We start from the raw sequence: 19499 nt of genomic DNA on the forward strand, positions 1-19499 counted from the left end.
CGATGCGGCCGGTCACCAGATGACGTGATCCCACGGCCAGGTCCAGGCCAGCGACCGGGCTCTTGCTCTAGGCGTGCGCGGCGAATGCGGACGACCCGATGAGAAGGGGGTGGACTCGCGTCCTGGCGGGGGTGGCTGAGCGGGCGCAGTGACTGGAGGACGCTTCGCAGAAGTTGTTCGCCCATGCGTGCCGGCCCCTCCCCCGCGCACGTAGCCCCGGCTACCCCGACGCCACCCGCTCATGCCCTGCCTGCAGCATGGCGAGCCTGGCATGAGTACGGATCTTCCGGGTAGCCGGGACGGTGCCTGCCGGGGAAGGGCCGTCACACCTGGGGAGGTCAAGACGGCCCTTCCCCCTCCCCACCGCCCCCTCAGGGCTCCCAACTGGCCGTCACCACCGGCCCGCGCACGTGGCGGAGCCGCGGCCAGGTTCCCGTTCCCTCTCTTTGGTCATCTGCGGGCCCAGATCAGGATGGCCGCGAGAAGAGGTCGGCTTGCCGGCCGATGGCGAGTCTGTCGGTGCGCATGGTCAGGCCGCGCCGCTGCTGTCGATGCACCACTCGACTGCGTTCCGCTGCTTGTAGGCCTCAGCCTCGAAGCCCGGTTGTCGGTCGGCGTGTGAGCCCTGTCGTAGGTGGTTGTGGGCCTGGTCCGCCGGCTGCCGGACGGCCGCCCGGATATGCCTCGCCTCGCCAGACGTAATTTCGTCGGTTCCCCTTCACAAGGTGGCGTCGTCCCACTCTCCCGGCTCGTCGTGGATCTTCTGCAGCAGTGTCGCGAAAGCCTCGCTCTCCAGGAGGAGGCCACCCAACTGCAGCGGGATCCGCTTGTCGTTGATCACCGCGGTGGGTGTTCCGGGGCCTTCGGGTTCCTTTGCTCCCCCAGCCTTCTCGTAGGCCTTCTGGGAGGCGGCAACGAAGGCGCGGTGCTTCATGGATCTCACGGCCGCGTCGAACTCCGGGCTGCGCAGGCCCCGCACCTTGCCGGCCAGTTGGAGCAGGTAGGCGTCGGTGTAGCCGTCGACGCTCTCCTCGGGCTGGTTGGCGTAGAGCACCTCGTGGTACTCCACGAACTTGCCTTCCTCCAGCGCGGCGCGCAGCGCGTTGACCGCCTTCTTCGACCCGGTGCCGCCGACCCGGTCGTCCAGGAACGAGGCGAGGGTGTACTCGGCTCTGGCCGAGCGGTCGAGCATCGCCTCCCGGAGTCGCAAACCGCCACCGGTGGTCTCGAACTCCTCGCGGTACGGACAGCGAGGATCCTCATACAGGTGCACCTTCACCGGCGCCTCGGGATCTCCGACCGTGATGGTGATGCCCTCCGCCGCGAGACTCTCCGGCAGTTCCTCAGCACTCGCGGAGTCAGGCCCGTACTGCGCCGTTCGCTGCCCGCCCCCCGCCATCACCAGCACCACGGCCGCACACACCACAGCCCACCGGCCCCCACGCCCCATGCGCCATCCCCTCCCCCTTGAGGACAGCGCGACCCTAGATCATCCGTACGTCAACCGCACCCGGAAAAGCCCGTACCGCCCCCTCCCGACTCGCCGAACCAGTTCCCCTGAGACCTGCTCCGACCAGATGTCCCACGTCGATGCGCCGGCCCGTGCCGTGCCGTAATCCGCTGGTGTACGAGGTGGCACGGACCCACGACTGGCGGCGGGACCAATTCCGTAACCGTCCGGCGCACGCTCGATCACACCACCTCCCCCGCCCGCCACCTGGTCCGTGCGGCAGGGAAGTATGAGCCCACCATCCACCCCGCGGCCTGGGGTTCTCTCCTTCCGGGCCTGATAGTCAGAGGATCCACTCTTGATTCACCACCGGCCGGTGACCCTGATTCTGGTGCTCTCGGGACTGATGCTCTCGGCATGCGCCTCGGGCTCACCCTCGCGAGCGAAAACCGGCCGGCAGGTGGTCCTCGACCGGCTGGGCGCAGCTGAGGACACCCCCTACTCGGCCGCAATCAAGGCCGTCACTCAGTCCGGACCCAGAAGACTGCAACTCATGGTCGGACGGATCAACTTCAACGCGCCCTTGACGGGGCTCACGACGGAAACGACCGCGCAGTACACCGACGACGTCGTGATCACCCGGCAGAAGGTGTACCGGCGTGCGAGCGGCTCCCACGGTGTGTGGCAGGAGTTCCCCGCGTCCGCGGCCAAGGGTGGCATTCCCACGGACCGGCTTCCGCGGTACGTGCACCTCATACTCGGTCACGGCGGCTCGGTGCACCGAGGGAGCGAACCCGTCCGTGTGTCGGCCCGCCTCACCCCGAAAGACATCGAATCGGTCGACAGGACCGTCGGGCGCAATCTGCGCCCCGCCACCTCAATCGACGCCGCCGTATGGATCGACGAGGAGGGCCGAATCGTACGCGTACGCCAGGACATCCACTTCGCGTCCGACCCGGACATTCAGAACACGCTCACGCTCACCGATTTCAAGGGCGCCGTTTCGGTGAGCGCACCGGTCGCGAGGTGAACGTCATTCAGGTCGTGGCAGGAGTCTGCGGCAAAGAGATCAGCGACCGGCCAACCGTTCGCGCCACCAAGTCCCCGGATCAGCACGGGACTGGTCGTGGCACTCGTCGTCCCGTCCTCGCGTTCGGTGCGCACGATCATCCGTCGCGCGCTGTTTCTCAGCATGCCCGCGAAGGGATCGCAAGTCGCTTGTTCGTTCGAGCCGCGACACCGTGCTCCATGCGGCGTTAGAGTGCCGTCGCTCCCACGCCCAGCTGAAGGCCACAGGAAGGCAGCGCGTTCCGTGAACCATCCCCACGAATCCACCGGCTCTGTCGGCGAGCGCCGCCTGCAACACCTTCTCGGCACGGCCGAACAGGCCGCCACCTTCTACGACCGCCAGGTGCAGACCCGTCTCACGCCGCAGATGGCGGACTTCATAGGGCGGCAAACCATGGCGTTCCTGTCCACGTCGGACGCCAGCGGAGCCTGCGACGTCACATTCCGTGCCGGTCCCCCGGGCTTCGTCACCGTGCTGGACGACGGCACCCTCACCTACCCCGAGTACCGTGGGAACGGGGTCCTCGCCAGCGCGGGAAACATCACCGAGAACCCGCATATCGGCCTGCTCTTCGTCGACTTCACGCATGACCACATCGGCTTGCACGTCAATGGCGCAGCTCGGCTCCACGGGGACGAGGAGCAGCGGCGGACCTACCCCCGCCTTCCCGTGGACACCGCTCCTGGACGCAGGCCCGAATTCTGGGTGCACATCACCGTCGAAGAGGCGTATGTGCACTGCTCCAAGCACATCCCCCATCTCGAGCCGGCCCCCCGTCCGCGCCCGGGGTCCCATCGGCCAAAGGATGCCGACTACTTCGCCCCCCGCGCGGAGCACCAGTCCCCGCCTTACGAGGGCATGCAGACTTCGGGAACACGCACCGGACCGCTGCCGGGCAGGGGATGACCCGGCGTTGACCTGGGCGCCCGTCAGAGGTACCGGGGCTTCTGCGGGACATGTGGACGTCGAACGACGCGTCAGGCGCCGGCCGGCCGTCACGCCATGAACGGTGGCCGATCTGGCGTGCCTTGCCGAGCCGGCGGACGTGTCCCCGACGGACCCGCCTTGGCTGCTGCTACGGCGGCCGCCGCCGGGGGCACAACGTACCCCGGCCCTGCGCGCGGCAGGTCGCCCGGAAGGCCAGGGTACGAGCGTTACTGATCCCGGGAAGCAGGGCCGTCTTGTGTCGACGAGCGCCCTGAGCGCACTGTCACGGCGCCATCTCGTAGGCCCCGGACAGCGCCTCCACACGCTCCCAGACGCGTCCCGAACGCGCTTCGTCGACGACGGGACGACGAACGGCACCGAGCGCCCAGCGCTGCTGATCCGCAGTCGCGGAGTCCTTGCCGTACAGCTCGACGGCGAAGGCGGAGAAGTCGCGGACGAGGACGGAGAACAGCTCGTCGAGCACGTCCTCGTCAAGCCCCGTCAGGCGGGCCTGCTCCAGGATCAGCTGGCCGTGCACCACGAGCGCGAACAGCTGGCCGACGGCGAGAAGGAGATCGAGATCGCGGCTCTGCTCCTCGTCGGGGGCTGCGGTGGCGACGAACTCGCACAGGGCGTCGGCCTGCTCCCGGAAGCGGGCGACGTTCGGTACCCCGGCGTATGCGTCGTAGGCGGGGCGCCAGTCGTGGAAGCGTACGGAGCCAAGGCCACGGGCCGGTCCCTGTTCGAAGAGGAACGTGTCGTCCGCCGCGTCGAGGCGGGTCGGCACGGCCGCGAACTCGGCCGGGTTCAGGAGGTGGTTACGCATGAACTTGAGGATCAGTGCGAGGTTCACGTGCACCGTGCCTTCGAGCTTCGGCAGCCCTCGGATCTCGACCGCGGCTTGCGCGAAGTAGGTGTCCTTCTCGAAGCCCTTGGCGGCGATCACGTCCCACATCAGGTCGATGACCTTCTCGCCCTCCGTGGTCACCTTCATCTTCGTCATCGGATTGAACAGCAGATAGCGGCGGTCGTCCGAAGAGGCGGAGCGGAAGTAGTCGACGGCGCGGTCACTGAACAACTTCATGCCGACGAGGCGGACGTAGGCGTCGGCCAACTCGCGGCGCACGTGCGGGAAGGCCGTGACGGGGCGGCCGTACAGGATCCGATTGTGCGCGTGGGTCACTGCCTCGTACATCGCGTGCTCGCAGATGCCGATCGAGGCGGTGCAGAGGTTGAACTTGCCAACATTGACGGTGTTGAGAGCGGCGTCGAAGGCGGCGCGGCCGGTGTGCAGGACGTCGTCCGGGCCCACCGGGTAGCCCTCGAGGCGGAACTCGCTGACGTACTTCGAGGAGTCGACGACGTTCTTCACGAGGTGATAGGCCGGGTGGCGGCTGTCGGCGGCGAAGAAGACGTAGCCGTCGGGGCCCTCGATGTCGGTGCGCCGGCCGAAGACCGAGACCAGCCCGGCGGCGTTGCCGTTGCCGATGTAGTACTTGGAACCCGACGCCGTGAAGCCGCCGTTGCCGTCCGGCGTCAGCAGCATGTCGGTGGAGTAGATGTCGGCGCCATGGGTCTTCTCGGAGAGGCCGAAAGCGAACACCTCCCCCTGGGCGAGGAGTTCCGCCGCGCGGGTGCGAGCCGCGCTGTTGTCGCTCTGCCAGACCGGGCCGAGACCGAGGATGGTCACCTGCCATGCGTACCAGTAGTCGAGACCGTAGAACCCGAAGATCTCGTTGAGGGCGGCGATCCGGGCCGTGTCCCAGCGCTGGTCCTCGTGTCCGGCGGCGCCGGCCGGGGTGAGGAAGGTGGCGAACAGTCCTTCCTTGGCTGCGAACGCCAGGAAATCGGCCAGCCAGGCGCGGGAACGGTAGTCCTCGATGAGCCTGCGCTTGCCGCGGTCCTCGAACCAGTCGACGGTGGCACGCAGCAACCTGCGGGTCTCGGGGTCGAACTGCGCGGGGTCGTACGTGCGGGGGTTGAAGAGGAGGGGGTCGGCCATGGATGTCCGCCTTCCGAGGGTTGAGGGTGAAGGGTGAAGGGCTGAAGGTCGCGGAGCGCGGGCGGCGGCCGGCAGTTCAGGCATGCGGGTGTGACGTGCCGAGCCGGCGGAGGGTGGCGAGTACGTCGTCGAGCCATGCGATGGTCATCCGCTCGTACGCGATGCCGCCGCGCAGCACGACATGCTGCAGCTCCTGACCGGCGTCGAGCGGGGTGGGAGCCGCCGGGCCGGTGAAGTCGCGCAGCTCCCCCGCCAGATAGTGCGCGAGCCGGTCGCTGTGCACCTGGCGGTGCCGTTCGACCTCACGGATCAGCACGGACGGGTCGTCGAAGGCTGCGCCGCGGATCTTCACGGCGAGTTCGTGCCGGATGCTCTCGGGGTGGATCGATTCGTGCAGCCACTGGGAGAGGGCGGCGCGGCCGGGGCCTACGACGCAGTACTCCTTCTTGTCCGGTCGGCTCTGCTGCGGCATCTCACGGACGGCAAGCAGGCCATCGCTCTCCATGCGCTTGAGAACGCGGTAGATCTGCTGGTGCGTGGCGGTCCAGAAGTATCCGATGGACCGTTCGAACCGCCGGGCCAGCTCATATCCGGAGCCCGGCTTCTCCAGCAGGGAGACGAGGATCGCGTGCTCAAGCGCCATGCCCCGATCCTTCTATGCAACTCGTTGCATAGCCAAGTGGCGCTGCCCAGGTGAGACAGGGCTCACCCGGTGGCACTGCCCCTGTGTGAGCGTGCCTTGGCGATCGACGAATCGCTCGAGCGGAGGGATGCGGAAATCGGCTTCGCCCTGATTACCCTGGCGCAGATCCACCGGGACCGTTGCGCGCCGGAGCGAGCGCGCCCGATGGCGGAACGTGCTCTGAGCCTGCACGAGTCCTGTCTGCCGGCGGAAAGTCCCGCCATCGCGACGGACTTGGCCACCCTGGCGCGAATCCGACACCTTCGCGGTGATCACGAGGCACCGGTGCCATTGACCGAGCGGGCGCTGCGGATCGACGAGGCGGCGTACGGGCCGGACGCGCCGCTCCCGGCGCCTGAGCGTTCTCAGCGACGGCGAGGTGCTCACGGTTCCGTCGGAAGGCTCCGGCGGTCGATCGAAGCCGCAAACTGGGTGGGCCGCCGCACGATCCCCCGGCGGCTGGGCTACACGGTCGCGAACCGCGTCTTCGACCCGGAGCTCCTGGGCACCGGTGCGCCGGTTCGAGATTTCACCGGCCGGATCAAAACAACGGCGAACATCTCCGGTCCCGCATTCAGGTTCGAGCCGCACGTCAAGGCATTCGGCGGGGACCTCAGCGCCTGAAGCCGGTCGATCGGTACGACGGCGAGCCCTGGCCCGCCTGATGAGGCGGGCCGAAGCACCAGCTTTGTCCCCTCCAGCCCGTCGGCTTCCCCGCGCTCAGGCCAACTGCTCGGGCAGCGGCCGGGGATCGACGGCGCCGACGTGGCGGCGGGCCACCATGAGACCCGCCGCGACGAGGGCGGCGGCCAGCCCCAGCACGCCCACCGCACCGGCGAGACTGCCGACCGCCGACTCCACGGCCAGCAGGACGAGCGGGCAGACGAACTCGCCGCCGAAGAAGGCCGCCATCCACAGACCGGTGCCACGACCGCGGTCCTCGAACGCCAGGCGCGACATGGCGCTCGTCAGAAGGGCCGGGAGCAGCATGCCCGTGCCCACGCAGTTGACCACCGCTCCGACGACCAGCAGCGGCGCGGTGTCCGCCAGGAACATCACCCCGAAGCCGACCGCGCAGACCGCGAGCACCGCGGGCAGCATCGGGTCCGGGGAGCGCTTCAGCCGAGCGAAGGTGATCGCTCCGGCCACCGTGGCGGCGCTCGCGACCGCGGTGGCCAGACCGATGACACCCGTGTTCTCCACACCGAGTTCGTCGAGCAGGTACGCCATCTCCACCGGGACGGTGTAGAAGACCATCGCCCCGAAGAAGGTCAGGGCGCAGATACCCGCCATCTGCCGCCAAGGGAAGGCGCGTCGGGCCCGCACCGTCGCCGTGCCGGCCGGGGCGTCGTCGGTGGCCGCGCGGGTGGCCGGGTTGGGCAGCGCGGAGGCCATCAGCGGGGCGAGGACCAGGCTCACGGCGTACACCCAGAAGGGCGCCTTCCAGCCTGCCGAGCCGGCGGCACCGCCGATCGCGAAGAAGACGGTGGCCGAGGCGGAGGCGCACATGGTCTGCAGGGCGAGGTACTTCACCCGCTGTGGGCCGGTGTAGTAGTCGCCGATCAGCGTGGTGCAGCACGTCATGATCGCGGCCTCGGCGACGCCCACCAGGGCGCGGCCGGCGATGATGGCGCCCAGCGAGTCAAGGTAGAGCGGGGCCGTTCCGAACACGGCGTACAGCACGGTCGCGACGATCAACAGGCGCTTGCGGCCCAGCCGGTCCACGATCACGCCGGCGAACGGTGCGAGCAGCGCCAGCGCCAACGCCGGGACGGTCAGGGCGAGCGGGACCAGCGCCTTGGCCCCCGGGACCGACTCGAAGTGGTCCTGCATCTTCGGCAGCACCGGGGCGATCAGCACCGCCCCCAGGATCGGCAGACAGCTGCCCGCCATCAGCAGGGTCACCCGCAGCAGATGAGCCGGTCCTGAGACGGCTACAGGTGACGGAGCGACATCATCGACCGCGGGGGGAGACAGCGGGACGGAACCAGGCATGGCGACTCCATGGGACGGCGTACGGAAGCAGACATGCCTTTCACAGGCGCCGACGGCGCACGGCATGCTGAGGACGGGCCGCACGTCGGCCGCTGGTCCGGACAGCGGCGTGCGGGTAGGGACGACTATGGGCTGCCCGGAGTCCCCGCCACCATCCTCCGAGCGATCCGAATCCCGTATCCGGGCTATCCACCTGGTGGATGACCCCAGGAAAGATCACTGATGGCGTGGACGGCCGTTCCAGGCTTGCGCGGGCGGCGGTGTCCTGGAAGTCCGGCCGGACCGGGCCGCGGGACACCGCTCGCACCGACTCGCGGACGTCAGCGTGCCTGCGAGGCGTCAGCGGACCGGCAGCGGCAGGACGCGCCGGTACGCGAGAACGGCCACGACCCCGACCACGACGTGCATGACCATCAGTGCGGCGACGGCCAGCGGACCCTTGCCGGGCGTGTCACCGCCGAGCAGGGCCAGGTCGGGTACGAACGAGACGACCACGGCGACGGGCGCCAGCCACCGCAGCAATCCAGCCGCGTCCTTGGCCACTCGGCGGACAATCGCCCAGCCGATGGCACCGAGGACGACGCCGATCACGGTCAGCGGCACGTAGGCGGGCGGGGTCAGCGGATCGAAGTCGTGCGACGCGCCGGCCGCACGGGCCAGCAGGGCCACCACCGCGTTCCCCACGGAGGCCACTACACCCGCCGCGAGGAGCCCGGCGGCCACCGTCAGGGCGCGAGAGCGCTGAGTGGGCGTGGCCGTCGAGACGGCATCGGAGACGGGACCGGGCATGGGGACCTCCTGAGGAAGGACTCAAGACGGCAGGCGCCGCCCTGGGCGACAAACGTTTGATTCTTCAAACATCGCCGCCACGCTACCCCACTTGTTTGATTTGGCAAACACATCGCCCTAGGTTGGTCCCCATGACTTCCACGCGGTGGCTCACTCCCGAGGAGATGCGAGCCTGGATCGACTTCATGGACTGCTCGACCCTGCTGAGCGACTACCTGGATCAGCAGCTACGCCGCGACGCGGGTATGACGCACGCGGACTACAGCCTTCTTGCCCGCCTGTCCGTGGCGCCCGAACGCACCCTGGGAATGTCCTCGCTCGCCGAGCAGCTCAAGTTCACGCGCAGCCGGCTCACACGCGCGGTGATCCGCCTGGAGGAACCCGGCTACGTACGACGTCGGGACGACCCGGCTGACCGGCGCGGACAGCTTGTCGAACTCACCGACCAGGGCATGGAGTTGATGGCCAAGGCGGCCCCGGGCCATGTGGCCGCCGTCCGCCGCGCGGTCTTCGACGCGCTCAGCCCCGAACAGGCGGAGCAGCTAGCGGCCATCAGCGCAGCGATCATCACAGCCCTCAAGCAGGCCGACGAGCAGGACACCTACCCGTCGACCCTGCCGTGGCTCCGCCGCTGACGCCGTACCAGCCTCTCCCCGTAGAGGACTGTCGGGAAGACGAAGTGGTGGTCGTCGGTCAGGTCGCAGACGACGTCGAAGTAACAGCAGCCTGGCTCATCGGTGAAGGAACGCTCGGTGTTCTTCTCGATGCGCGCAGGGCCTCGTGCGGGGTGACCATGCCCGTGGCACCGACCTGTCTCCGCCCACTACGCCTCGGGTTCGACCCAGGCCAGCCCGTCCGCCGACGCCACCAGACCGCCGGGCCGCAGCGGCGCCTCCGTCTCCAACGGCCCGCCGAACAGCCCGCGTTCCTGCAGGGCGGTTCCCTCCTGGAACACCTGTCGGAAGCTCTTGGACTCGTAGAGCGGATTGCGCAGGTCGTCGGCGTCGGGAAGGCGGCGCACGGCCCGCTCGAAGTCGTCGGCGACGGTCTCAAGGCGTGCGCCCACCGGCCCGGCCCCGGTGAGCGACGTGTCGCCGGACGCCAGACCGCCCACCAGCTCGACGAACGCCTCGAGTTCCGTCGAGCCGACGTTGGTGACCTTGCGCGCCTTCCAGAAGTACGACCGTTCGTCCTGGTGCATGTCGTAGAAGGAGACGAGGAAGTCGTGGAACAGGCCGTACTCGTGCCGGTAGCGGGCCTCGAACTCGGTGAACAGCCGGTCCTCGTCCAGGGCTGCGGAGAGGTAGCCGTTGATGGACCGGGCGGCGAGCAGGCCGCCGTACGTCGCGAGATGGACCCCGCTCGACAGCACCGGATCGACGAAGCACGCCGCGTCTCCGACGAGCACCATGCCGGGCCGCCACAGCCGTGACTTCCAGTACGACCAGTCCTTGCGGACGCGAACCTGGTCGTAAGGCGGCTCGATGGCCTGTGGGACGCCGTCGAGGAAGCCGCGTACCTCCGGGCAGGCGTCGATCAGGTAGCGCCAGGCGGTCGCCGGGTCCCGCTGGATCGCCTCGGCGTTCTCGCGGGCGACCACGGCTCCGACGCTGGTCAGGTCGTCCCGGAGCGGGATGTACCAGATCCAGCCCTCGTCGAAGGCGGCGCAGAAGATGTTGCCGTCGTTCGGTGCCGGGAGCCGGGCGCCGCCGGCGAAGTAGCCGAACACCGCGATGTTGCGGAAGAACTCGGAGTAGGTCCGTTTCCCACCGACGTGCGGGTGGATCCTGCTGCCGTTGCCGGAGGCGTCCACGACGTACCGGGCGGCGGCCTCGCGGACCTCGCCGCCGGGACCGGTCCAGCGCACCCCGCGGACCCGCCCCTGCTCGCCTTCGTCGGCGAGCACGCCGGTCACGCGGCAGCCCTCCCGGACGTCGACGCCGACCCGGCGTGCGTTGTCGAGGAGGATCGCGTCGAACCGGGACCGCTCGACCTGGTAGGCGAACGAGGTCGGGTCGGCCAGCCGGGGCGACAGTGCGAAGGAGAACTGCCAGGGGTCGCGGTTCCGGCCCCAGCGGAAGGTGCCGCCGCGCTTCAGCTTGAAGCCCGCGGCGGCCATCTCGCCCTCGACGCCGAGGATCCGGCACACACCGTGCACGGTGGACGGGAGCAGGGACTCGCCGATCTGGTACCGGGGGAAGGTCTCCTTCTCGACGAGGAGGACACGATGGCCGTGCAGGGCGACGGCCGCCGAGATGGTGGCCCCGGCCGGGCCACCGCCCACCACGATGACGTCGAAGTCCTGCGTGGGCTTGGCGGAACTCGCAGAACTCACGGAACTCACCGAACTCACTGGTTCTCCTTCGCCGTTCGTGCGTCGATCCAGGTGCGGATCGCCGACACGGTTGTCTCCGCGTGTTCCTGCATCATCGTCAGGTGGTCGCCGGGGACCTCCACGACGTCGTGCGCGGTGGGCCAGGAGGTCCGCCAGTCGTCCGCGTCCGAGAAGGCCGCCATGGCGGGTGTGGGCCGCAGGGCGCGCACCAGGAGCGTGGGCGTGGCGACCGGCTCGGGATCCCAGTCGAGGAAGATCCGGTTGTAGGCCCCCATCGCGGCCAGGACGCTGTCGTCGTCCCCGGTGAGGACGGGCTCTCCGGTGTCCTGCGGCGGCGGGGCTGCCAGGGACAGCAGCCAGTCCTTGCCGCTGTTGTCCGGCGTGATGTGGTAGGTGTCCAGCAGTACCAGGCCGGTCGGTATCCGGCCGTTGTTCTCCAGCTCGTGGGCCACCAGTTGCGCCACGTTGCCACCCGCCGACCGTCCTACGACCACGAAGGGTCCGTCCCCGACGTGCCGCAGCACGCTCTCGGCGTGCGTACGCGCCAGCGCGGCGCGGTCCTCGGGCACGGCGGGACCGGCGCCGATACCGGGGTGCGGGAACTCCACCACGTCCAGGTCGTCCTGGAAAGCGCGGTGGAAGCGAGGGAAGTCTCCTCCGCCCGATACGAGCGAGGGCTGGTAGGCGGGGAAGTAGACGACCGTCGGCCTTTGGGAGCCGGGGCGGCCGTGGGAGCGGCGGATCGGGGGCAGAGCGTGCTCACGGCCTCGGGCGGCCGGGAAGGTGGGCAGCGCCCAGGACGCGGTGACGAGCAGGTGCACCGCCGCCACCGGTTGTCCGCAGGCGCTGACCGTGCGGAACAGAGAGGACAGGGTGTAGGCGGGCCGCTCTGCCCCAGCGGCCTTGGGCGCCTCTGTGGCATCGAGGGCTGCCGCGGCCGTCGGCTCGCCGTCCAGCAGGCCGAGCAGGTGGCGTGCCAGCTCCTCGGCCGTGCGGTGCTCGAACACCACGGCCGCCGACAGCCGGAGACCCAGCGCCATGCTCAGCCGGTTGCGGATCTGCACGGCGGTGAGGGAGTCGAACCCCAGGTCGGCGAGGTTCTTGCCGGTCGGTAGCGCGTCGGCGTTCGGGTATCCGAGCACCGCGGCCACGTCGGCCCGCAGCAGCTCCACGAGCGCCGCTTCCCGCTCGCCCGGGGATATGGAGGACAGCCGCTTGCGCCAGGCTCCCGGCTCCAGCATCTGCCCAGGAGAGCCGGAGGCCGACGCCGCGGCGGGCGGCCGGTGCTGACGGACCAGTGCGCGCAACGGCGGTGGCACGTGTCCCGCACCGGACCGCAACGCCGCCCGGTCCAGCAGGACCGGCGCCAGGACCGGCTCCGTCGAGTGCAGCGCGGCGTCGAACAGAGCCAGGCCCTGCTCGGTTGACAGGGGCACGAGCACCTCGCGTGGATCTGTGCGCTGTGGGCGCTGTCGGGGCTGCTCCCCCGCCATGCCGCCGGCGTGCTCCCACGGACCCCACGCCAGCGAGAGCGTCGGCAGTCCTTCGGCGGCGCGGCGGCGGGCGAGGGCGTCGAGGAAGGAGTTCGCGGCCGCGTAGTTGCCCTGGCCCGCCCGGCCCAGCAGACCGGAGGCGGAGGAGAACACGACGAACGCCGAAAGACCCATGTCCCGGGTCAGTTCATGCAGATTCCAGGCCGCGTCGGCCTTCGGCCGCAGTACGGCCGCCATCCGCTCGGGGGTCAGGGAGTCCAGCACGCCGTCGTCGATGACCCCGGCGGCGTGCACCACGGCGGTCAGCGGCGGCTCGCAGCGCCGGATCACCTCGGCCAGCGCGGCTCGGTCGGCCGCGTCACAGGCCACGATGCCGACCCGCTCCGCCCCCAACTTCGCCAGTTCACCGCGCAGTTCCTCGGCTCCGGGTGCCTGCGGCCCGCGGCGTCCGGTCAGCACCAGATGCCGTACGCCGTGTCCGGCGACCAGGTGACGTGCCAGTTCCGCGCCCAGGGCACCGGTGCCTCCGGTGATGAGCACCGTGCCGTCCCCTCCGAGGGCAGCCCCCGCGCCGGAAAGGTCATCGACCGCCGCCAGTCGTGGAACGGTCACCTGCCCGCCCCGCACTCGGAGCTGGGACTCGCCGGTAGCGACGGCCTGCGGCAGCATTCGCAGCGAATCGGGCCGCCCGTCCACATCCACCAGGACGACACGACCGGGCAGCTCCGACTGCGCCGTACGCACCAGTCCCCAGACCGCCGCACCCGCCAGGTCCGGCACCGGGCCGGTGGCGTCCCGCGTCACCACGACCAGCCGTGAGCCGGCCGCGCCCGGATCGTCCTGCCAGTCCTGGAGCGCCCTGAGCACCCTGCCGGTCAACTCGTACACAGCGGGCAGCGGATCGGAACCGTACGCACCGGCGACAGCCGTGACGGCGACGAACTCGGGGTGCACAGCGCCGGGCAGGAACTCGGCGAGGTCCAGCTCGTCCGGTCCGCGCACCGCCCAGCCTCGCGTATCGGCGTTGCCGGGAAGTTCGAGGGTGCCCCATTCAGGGCGCAGCAGCGACCTTCGTACGATGTCGTCCGCGTCGCCCGTCGCGCCGGCCCGGTCGGCCCCCTCGGCCGGGAGTTCCCTGGTGGCCAGCGAGTCCACGCGCGCCACGAGTCGACCGGACGGGTCGGCCAGGGTCAGCGAGACCGTGTCCGGGCCTGTCGACGTCACCCTGACCCGCAGCTGTGTGGCTCCCGAGGCGTGCAGGCTCACTCCGCTCCACGCGAACGGCACACGCACCGTGCCCGCGTCGGCGGGCGCGGCCAGCAGCGGTGCGTGCAACGCGGCGTCGAACAGCGCCGGGTGGATTCCGAAGCGGCCCGCTTCCGAGGTGTGTGACGCGGGCAGCCGGACCTCCGCGAAGACGTCGTCGCCGCGCCGCCAGAGCGCGCCGACGTTCTGGAAGGCAGGCCCGTAGGCGAGCCCGGCATCGGCGAGGGCGGCGTAGGCGTCAGTGAGATCCATCGCCTCGGCGCCTTGGGGCGGCCACGCGATGGTCTCGCCCTCCGCCGCACGTCCGCGGCCCAGGTAGCCGGAGACGTTCCGGGTCCACGGAGCGTCCTCGGCAAAATCCCCGGCCGAGTCCTCCGGCCGGGAGTAGATGTCGACCGGCCGCCGGCCCGAGTCGTCCTGCGCACCCACCACGACCTGAACGCGCACCCTCGCGGAACCGGGCAGAGCGAGCGGCGACAGCATCACGAGTTCGTCGACCGCACCGCAGCCCGTCTCGTCGCCCGCCCGCACGGCCATCTCCACGAACACCGTCGCCGGCACGATCACCCTCCCGGCGACGACATGGTCCGCGAGCCACGGGTGGGCGGCCAGGGACAACAGCCCGGTCAGCACGGTCCGCTCGGTGTCCGGCACCGGGAACGCCGGGCTCAGCAGCGCCCCGGCCTCGGCCGCCCCCGGGCGCGGTGCGTCCAGCCAGTACCGCTGCCGCTGGAAGGCGTACGTCGGCAGATCCACGCGCCGCGCGCCGGAACCCGCGTACACCGCAGTCCAGTCGACAGCGGCCCCGGCCACATGCAGCCGGGCCACGGCCGACAGGAGCGTCTCCGGTTCGTGCGCCCCGCCTCGCGTGGCCACGGCGAGAACGGCGCCGCTCGTGGACGCGTCGGTCAGACAGTCGGTGGCCGCCGCGGTGAGGGCGGGCCCAGGGCCGAGTTCCAGGTAGGCCGAGACTCCGTCGTCCGCGAGCCGGCGCACGGCGTCGGCGAAGCGCACGGGCTGCCGGGCGGGCCGCGCCCAGTACTCGGGCGAGCACAGTTCCGCAGGCTCGGCGAGTCTGCCCGTCACGGTGGAGACGATCGGGATGCGCGGTGGCCGGAAGGTCAACTCCCGGGCGATGCTCAGGAATTCGTCGAGCATCAGCTCCACCAGGGGCGAGTGGAAGGCGTGACTCACCCGCAACCGTACGGCCCTACGCCCACGTGCCTCGAAGCCGGCCGCAACAGCGAGCACGGCGTCCTCCACGCCCGAGATCACCACCGAACGGGGCCCGTTGACGGATGCGATCGCCACCCGCGCAGCCAACTCCGCCAGCGCTGGGAGTACTTCCTCCTCGGTCGCGTCCAGCGCCACCATCGCGCCACCGTCGGGCAACGCCTGCATCAGCCGGCCGCGCGCGGCGACGAGCCTTGCCGCGTCGGGCAGATCGAGTACACCGGCGACATGCGCGGCCGCCAACTCGCCGACGGAGTGGCCCACGAGCCGGTCGGCTCGAACGCCCCAGGACTCCAGCAGCCGGAACAACGCCACCTCGAAGGCGAACAGTCCGGCCTGTGTGAAGTCCGTACGGTCCACCAGCGCGGCTTCCGGTGTGCCCGGCTCGGCGGACAGCACCCCGCTCAGTGGCTGTGGGAGAAGGGCGTCCAGACACCGGCACACCCCGTCGAAGGCTTCGGCGAAGACGGGGAAGGCGGCGCGCAGTTCGGCGCCCATCCGGGGGCGCTGGGCACCTTGCCCGGTGAACAGGAAGGCCGTACGGATCTCCGGGTCCGCCAGTCCTCGCACGACTCCGGTCACGTCCCGGCCCTGCGCGAACGCGTTCAGCGCGTCCAGCATCCGGGTCCGGTCGCCGGTCGCAACGAGCGCACGGTGGGTGAGGGCGGAGCGCGACACCGTGAGGGAGTAGGCGATGTCGGCGGGCGACAGGCTCGGCCGGTTCGCCGCTTCGGCCGCGAGCCGTCGGGCCTCGGCGCGCAGGGCTGGTTCGTCGGCGGCGGAGAGCAGCCACGGAACGGGAGGCGGCGCGGCTGTCTCCTGGGAGACCGCCGAAAGCCCGGCCCGGGGCCCTGACGCCGCCTCCGGTGCCGCTGCCTCCGGCGCCTCCTGCAGAATCACATGCGCGTTGGTCCCGCCGATCCCGAAGGCCGAGACCCCCGCACGCCGCGGGCGCACCGAGGCCGGCCAGGGCCGGGACTCGGTCAGCAGTTCCACCCGGCCCGAGGACCAGTCGACGTGCGGTGTGGGCGAGTCGGCGTACAGGGTCCGGGGCAGTTCACCGTGCCGCATGGCCTGCACCATCTTGATGACTCCGGCGACTCCGGCCGCCGCCTGCGTGTGCCCCAGGTTGGACTTGACCGACCCGAGCCACAGCGGCTGCTCGCGGCCTTGTCCGTACGTGGCCAGGAGGGCCTGCGCCTCGATGGGGTCGCCCAGCCGGGTGCCCGTACCGTGGGCTTCCACCACGTCGACGTCACCGCCGCGCAGCCCCGCGTCCGCCAACGCCTGCCTGATCAGCTGCTGCTGAGCAGGCCCGTGGGGCGCGGTGAGTCCGTTGGACGCGCCGTCGGAGTTGACGGCGGAGCCGCGGAGTACGGCCAGCACCGGATGGCCGGCCCGCCGCGCGTCGGACAGCCGCTCCAGCAGGACGAGTCCCACGCCCTCGCCCCAGGCCGTACCGTCGGCCGCCGCCGAGAACGACTTGCAGCGCCCGTCCGGCGACAGCCCGCGCTGCCGGCTGAAGGCGAGGAACGGTTTGGGCGTCGCCATCACCGTGACCCCGCCGGCCAGCGCCAGCGAGCACTCGCCCGAGCGCAGCGCCCGCGCGGCCCAGTGCAGTGCCACGAGCGAGGACGAGCACGCGGTGTCGACCGTGATCGCGGGACCGCGCAGACCGTACGCATAGGAGATCCGCCCGGAGGCCACGCTGCCCGCCGAGCCCAGGCCCAGGTGCGCCTCCAACTCGTGGTAGCGGGTGAAGCGAGCGGCGTAGTCGCCGTGCATCACGCCGACGAACACCCCGGTGTCGCTCTCGCGCAGCGACGCCGGGTCGATCCCGGCCCGCTCCCACACCTCCCAGGACGTCTCCAGGAGCAGCCGCTGCTGCGGATCCATCGCGAGCGCCTCGCGCGGCGAGATCCCGAACAGCCCGGCGTCGAACTCCGCGGCCCGGTGCAGGAATCCGCCGTGTCGCGTGTACGACGTGCCGATCCGGTCGGGATCGGGGTCGTACAGGGCGTCCAGGTCCCAGCCGCGGTCGGTCGGGAACTCCGAGATGGCGTCCCGGCCCTGCGACACCAACTCCCACAGATCCTCCGGGGAGTCGACGTCACCCGGATACCGGCAGCCCATGGCGACGATCGCGATGGGGTCGTCCTGAAGGGACCGGTCCTGTCCGCCGTACGCCTGCGGGTGCCGCACGGGCCCTGCCTCGAAGAGCGCGGCGCGCAGGTACCGGGCCACCTCGGCCGATGTCGGATGGTCGAAGACCAGCGTCGCCGGCAGGCTCAGGCCGGTCAGGGCACCGAGCCGGTCCACCAGCTCGACCGCACCGGCGGACGTCATGCCGAGATCGGCGAACGGACTGTCCGCGTCAGGCAGATCGCCCGGCGCACGCCGGCAGACCTCGGCCGTCTCGATGAGGACCGTCTCGCGCAGCACGCGTTCCCGCTCGTCGAGCGAGAGCTCGCGCAGCCGCTCGCTCAGGGGCGCCTCGACCGCGACCGGGGCGGCCGGAGCGGGGACGACCAGCTCGTGCCGGGCGATCTTGCCGGACGCGGTACGGGGGACCGCGGCGATCTCGCGGATCTCGGCCGGCACCTTGTAGTCGGCCAGTTGGGCCCGGCATTCGGCGAGCACCCGCCGCGCGTCGATCCCGTCCGGACCTGGTACGACGAAGCCGACCGGCACCCCGCCCAGCACGTCGTGCGGCACGCCCACGACCACGGCGTCGGACACGCCGGGACACTGCGACAGGACCTGTTCGATCTCCGTCGGGTGAATGTTCTCGCCGCCGCGGATGATCAGCTCGCTGACCCGGCCGGTGAGCCTGAGATGGCCGTGCTCGACACGGCGGCCGAGATCGCCGGTGCGGTACCAGCCGTCCCGCAGCGCGGCGGGCGTCGCCTCGGGCTGCTCGTGGTACCCGGTCATCAGGCCCGGCCCACGCACCCAGATCTCGCCCTCGGCCCCGTCCCGGACGTCCTCGCCGCTGCCCGGGTCGACGACACGTACCTCGACGCCCGGCACGGGAGGCCCGCAGGAACCGTCGACCCGGGGCCCTTCCGGACGGTTCACCGCGATCATGCCGCAGGTCTCGGTGCTGCCGTACGCGTCGAGCAGGGGCGCCCCGAGGGTCTCCTCGACGGCCGCGCGCAGAGCGGGACCACTCGGCGCACCGGCCACGATGCACCTCCGCAGCATCCGCGGGCGGTCGCCGGCCGAGTCGACCAGCCGGTGATACGTCGCGGGCACGCCGGCCAGCATGGTGAAGGGGCCGCCGAACCCCTCGTAGGCGGTGAGCAGTTCTTGCCGCAGACCGCCCGGCGGCAGCAGCTCACCGGCGATCCGGGCGCTCGCGCCCACGGCCGTCACGCCCAGGATCGCCAGCGAGTGGCTGAAGCTGTGGAACAGCGGAAGCGGCCAGAGCAGGCGGTCGTCGGGCGAGAGGCCGAAGATCGGGGCGTAGCAGGCGGCCACGGACCACAGCGCGGCCCGCTGCGTGGACAGCACTCCCTTGGGCCGGTGGGTGGTACCGGAGGTGTACAGCATCCAGGCCGGATCGTCGAGCCCAAGCCTGTCGATCTCCGCGGCCCCGTCGCTCTCGGCCGCGCTCTGGAACGACTGGGCCCCGTCCGGTATCGGACCGGTGCCCCTGCCGGTGACCAGGACGCCCAAGCCGTCGTACGGCTGTCCCAGGCGCCGCAGTTGTGCGAGGTGCGGGGCGTCGGTGATGACGAAGCCGGCGCCACTGTCCTGGAGGAAGTGGGCCAGCTCCGCGTCGGAGGACCGGGGATTGAGCGGGACGCCGATCATCCCGGCCCGCAGGACGGCGAGGCAACCCTCCACCATCTCCACGCAGTTGCCGAGACAGATCGCAACGCGGTCCCCGCGGCGCAGTCCCGTCCGGGTGAGGTACGCCCCCAGCGCGCGGGTGCGACGCTCCAGCTCGGCGTAGGTGACGCTGCGCGAGGAGTCGGCGTAGGCGACCCGCTGCGCCGCCGACTCGGCGTGCTCCTTCAACAGCTCCGGCAGCGGCCGGATCAGCTCCTCACGCCACATGGTCCCGCCTTCCAATCCCCTCGCGGTTCAACGATGTTGAGCCTACGTGGGAAGCAGCCGCGATGCTCCGGACGACGCCGGGCCTCAGAAGGGCGTGAGTGCCCCGCAAGCGGCCGACACGGCGGGCGGGCCGTCCGCGAACGGGGCGATGAACCGTGACCGCGACCGCCGTGATGGTGGACGGCCACAACGCCGG

The 19499-nt window shown here is 70.8% G+C and carries 11 protein-coding genes; 4 read left to right on the forward strand and 7 right to left on the reverse strand.

The window, feature by feature from the left end:
* Nucleotides 1–718: 718 nt before the first annotated feature.
* Nucleotides 719–1399 carry a DsbA family protein gene (locus tag AB5J49_RS03240; RefSeq protein WP_369175029.1) on the reverse strand — a complete coding sequence of 227 codons (681 nt, stop codon included), beginning with the start codon at nt 1397–1399 and terminating at the stop codon, nt 719–721.
* Between the two features lie 604 nt (nt 1400–2003).
* Between AB5J49_RS03240 and AB5J49_RS03245 the strand changes: the two genes are divergently transcribed.
* Complete coding sequence (locus tag AB5J49_RS03245) at nt 2004–2480, forward strand: hypothetical protein (RefSeq protein ID WP_369166949.1); 477 nt, start codon at nt 2004–2006, stop codon at nt 2478–2480.
* Between the two features lie 282 nt (nt 2481–2762).
* Nucleotides 2763–3425 carry a pyridoxamine 5'-phosphate oxidase family protein gene (locus tag AB5J49_RS03250; protein ID WP_369166950.1) on the forward strand — a complete coding sequence of 221 codons (663 nt, stop codon included), beginning with the start codon at nt 2763–2765 and terminating at the stop codon, nt 3423–3425.
* Between the two features lie 304 nt (nt 3426–3729).
* Here the strand turns inward: AB5J49_RS03250 and AB5J49_RS03255 are convergent, their stop codons facing one another.
* Both AB5J49_RS03255 and AB5J49_RS03260 read right to left on the reverse strand, forming a co-directional pair.
* Nucleotides 3730–5448 (reverse strand): acyl-CoA dehydrogenase family protein, encoded by a 1719-nt coding sequence (locus AB5J49_RS03255; RefSeq protein WP_369166951.1) that lies wholly within the window; start codon nt 5446–5448, stop codon nt 3730–3732.
* A gap of 76 nt (nt 5449–5524) precedes the next feature.
* Nucleotides 5525–6091 (reverse strand): PadR family transcriptional regulator, encoded by a 567-nt coding sequence (locus tag AB5J49_RS03260; protein WP_369166952.1) that lies wholly within the window; start codon nt 6089–6091, stop codon nt 5525–5527.
* A gap of 96 nt (nt 6092–6187) precedes the next feature.
* Between AB5J49_RS03260 and AB5J49_RS03265 the strand changes: the two genes are divergently transcribed.
* Nucleotides 6188–6754, forward strand: a complete 567-nt coding sequence (locus AB5J49_RS03265; protein ID WP_369166953.1) for a hypothetical protein — start codon at nt 6188–6190, stop codon at nt 6752–6754.
* Between the two features lie 96 nt (nt 6755–6850).
* Here AB5J49_RS03265 and AB5J49_RS03270 read toward each other — a convergent pair whose 3' ends face one another.
* Both AB5J49_RS03270 and AB5J49_RS03275 read right to left on the reverse strand, forming a co-directional pair.
* Nucleotides 6851–8125: an MFS transporter gene (locus AB5J49_RS03270; protein WP_369166954.1), complete on the reverse strand. Its 1275-nt coding sequence runs from the start codon at nt 8123–8125 to the stop codon at nt 6851–6853.
* Between the two features lie 339 nt (nt 8126–8464).
* Nucleotides 8465–8914 (reverse strand): DUF6069 family protein, encoded by a 450-nt coding sequence (locus AB5J49_RS03275; RefSeq protein WP_369166955.1) that lies wholly within the window; start codon nt 8912–8914, stop codon nt 8465–8467.
* 131 nt (nt 8915–9045) lie between these two features.
* On the opposite strand from AB5J49_RS03275, the gene AB5J49_RS03280 reads away from it, so the two are divergent.
* A complete protein-coding gene (locus AB5J49_RS03280; protein ID WP_369166956.1) occupies nt 9046–9549 on the forward strand; it encodes a MarR family winged helix-turn-helix transcriptional regulator in 504 nt (167 codons plus the stop codon).
* A 188-nt stretch (nt 9550–9737) separates the two neighbouring features.
* Here AB5J49_RS03280 and AB5J49_RS03285 read toward each other — a convergent pair whose 3' ends face one another.
* Together AB5J49_RS03285 and AB5J49_RS03290 are read right to left on the reverse strand one after the other, a co-directional pair.
* Nucleotides 9738–11249 (reverse strand): tryptophan 7-halogenase, encoded by a 1512-nt coding sequence (locus tag AB5J49_RS03285; protein ID WP_369166957.1) that lies wholly within the window; start codon nt 11247–11249, stop codon nt 9738–9740.
* Between the two features lie 14 nt (nt 11250–11263).
* On the reverse strand, nt 11264–19303 hold the full coding sequence (locus AB5J49_RS03290; protein WP_369166958.1) for an SDR family NAD(P)-dependent oxidoreductase: 8040 nt from the start codon (nt 19301–19303) through the stop codon (nt 11264–11266).
* Nucleotides 19304–19499 lie beyond the last annotated feature (196 nt).

Source organism: Streptomyces sp. R28 (assembly GCF_041052385.1).
GTDB lineage: Bacteria > Actinomycetota > Actinomycetes > Streptomycetales > Streptomycetaceae > Streptomyces.

Bases quoted from the DNA above. Each gene is read 5' to 3' on its own strand.
- AB5J49_RS03240 (WP_369175029.1), bottom strand. From the start codon at position 1,399: ATGGCGGGGGGCGGGCAGCGAACGGCGCAGTACGGGCCTGACTCCGCG.
- AB5J49_RS03245 (WP_369166949.1), top strand. From the start codon at position 2,004: ATGGTCGGACGGATCAACTTCAACGCGCCCTTGACGGGGCTCACGACG.
- AB5J49_RS03255 (WP_369166951.1), bottom strand. From the start codon at position 5,448: ATGGCCGACCCCCTCCTCTTCAACCCCCGCACGTACGACCCCGCGCAG.
- AB5J49_RS03260 (WP_369166952.1), bottom strand. From the start codon at position 6,091: ATGGCGCTTGAGCACGCGATCCTCGTCTCCCTGCTGGAGAAGCCGGGC.
- AB5J49_RS03270 (WP_369166954.1), bottom strand. From the start codon at position 8,125: ATGCCTGGTTCCGTCCCGCTGTCTCCCCCCGCGGTCGATGATGTCGCT.
- AB5J49_RS03275 (WP_369166955.1), bottom strand. From the start codon at position 8,914: ATGCCCGGTCCCGTCTCCGATGCCGTCTCGACGGCCACGCCCACTCAG.
- AB5J49_RS03280 (WP_369166956.1), top strand. From the start codon at position 9,046: ATGACTTCCACGCGGTGGCTCACTCCCGAGGAGATGCGAGCCTGGATC.
- AB5J49_RS03290 (WP_369166958.1), bottom strand. From the start codon at position 19,303: ATGTGGCGTGAGGAGCTGATCCGGCCGCTGCCGGAGCTGTTGAAGGAG.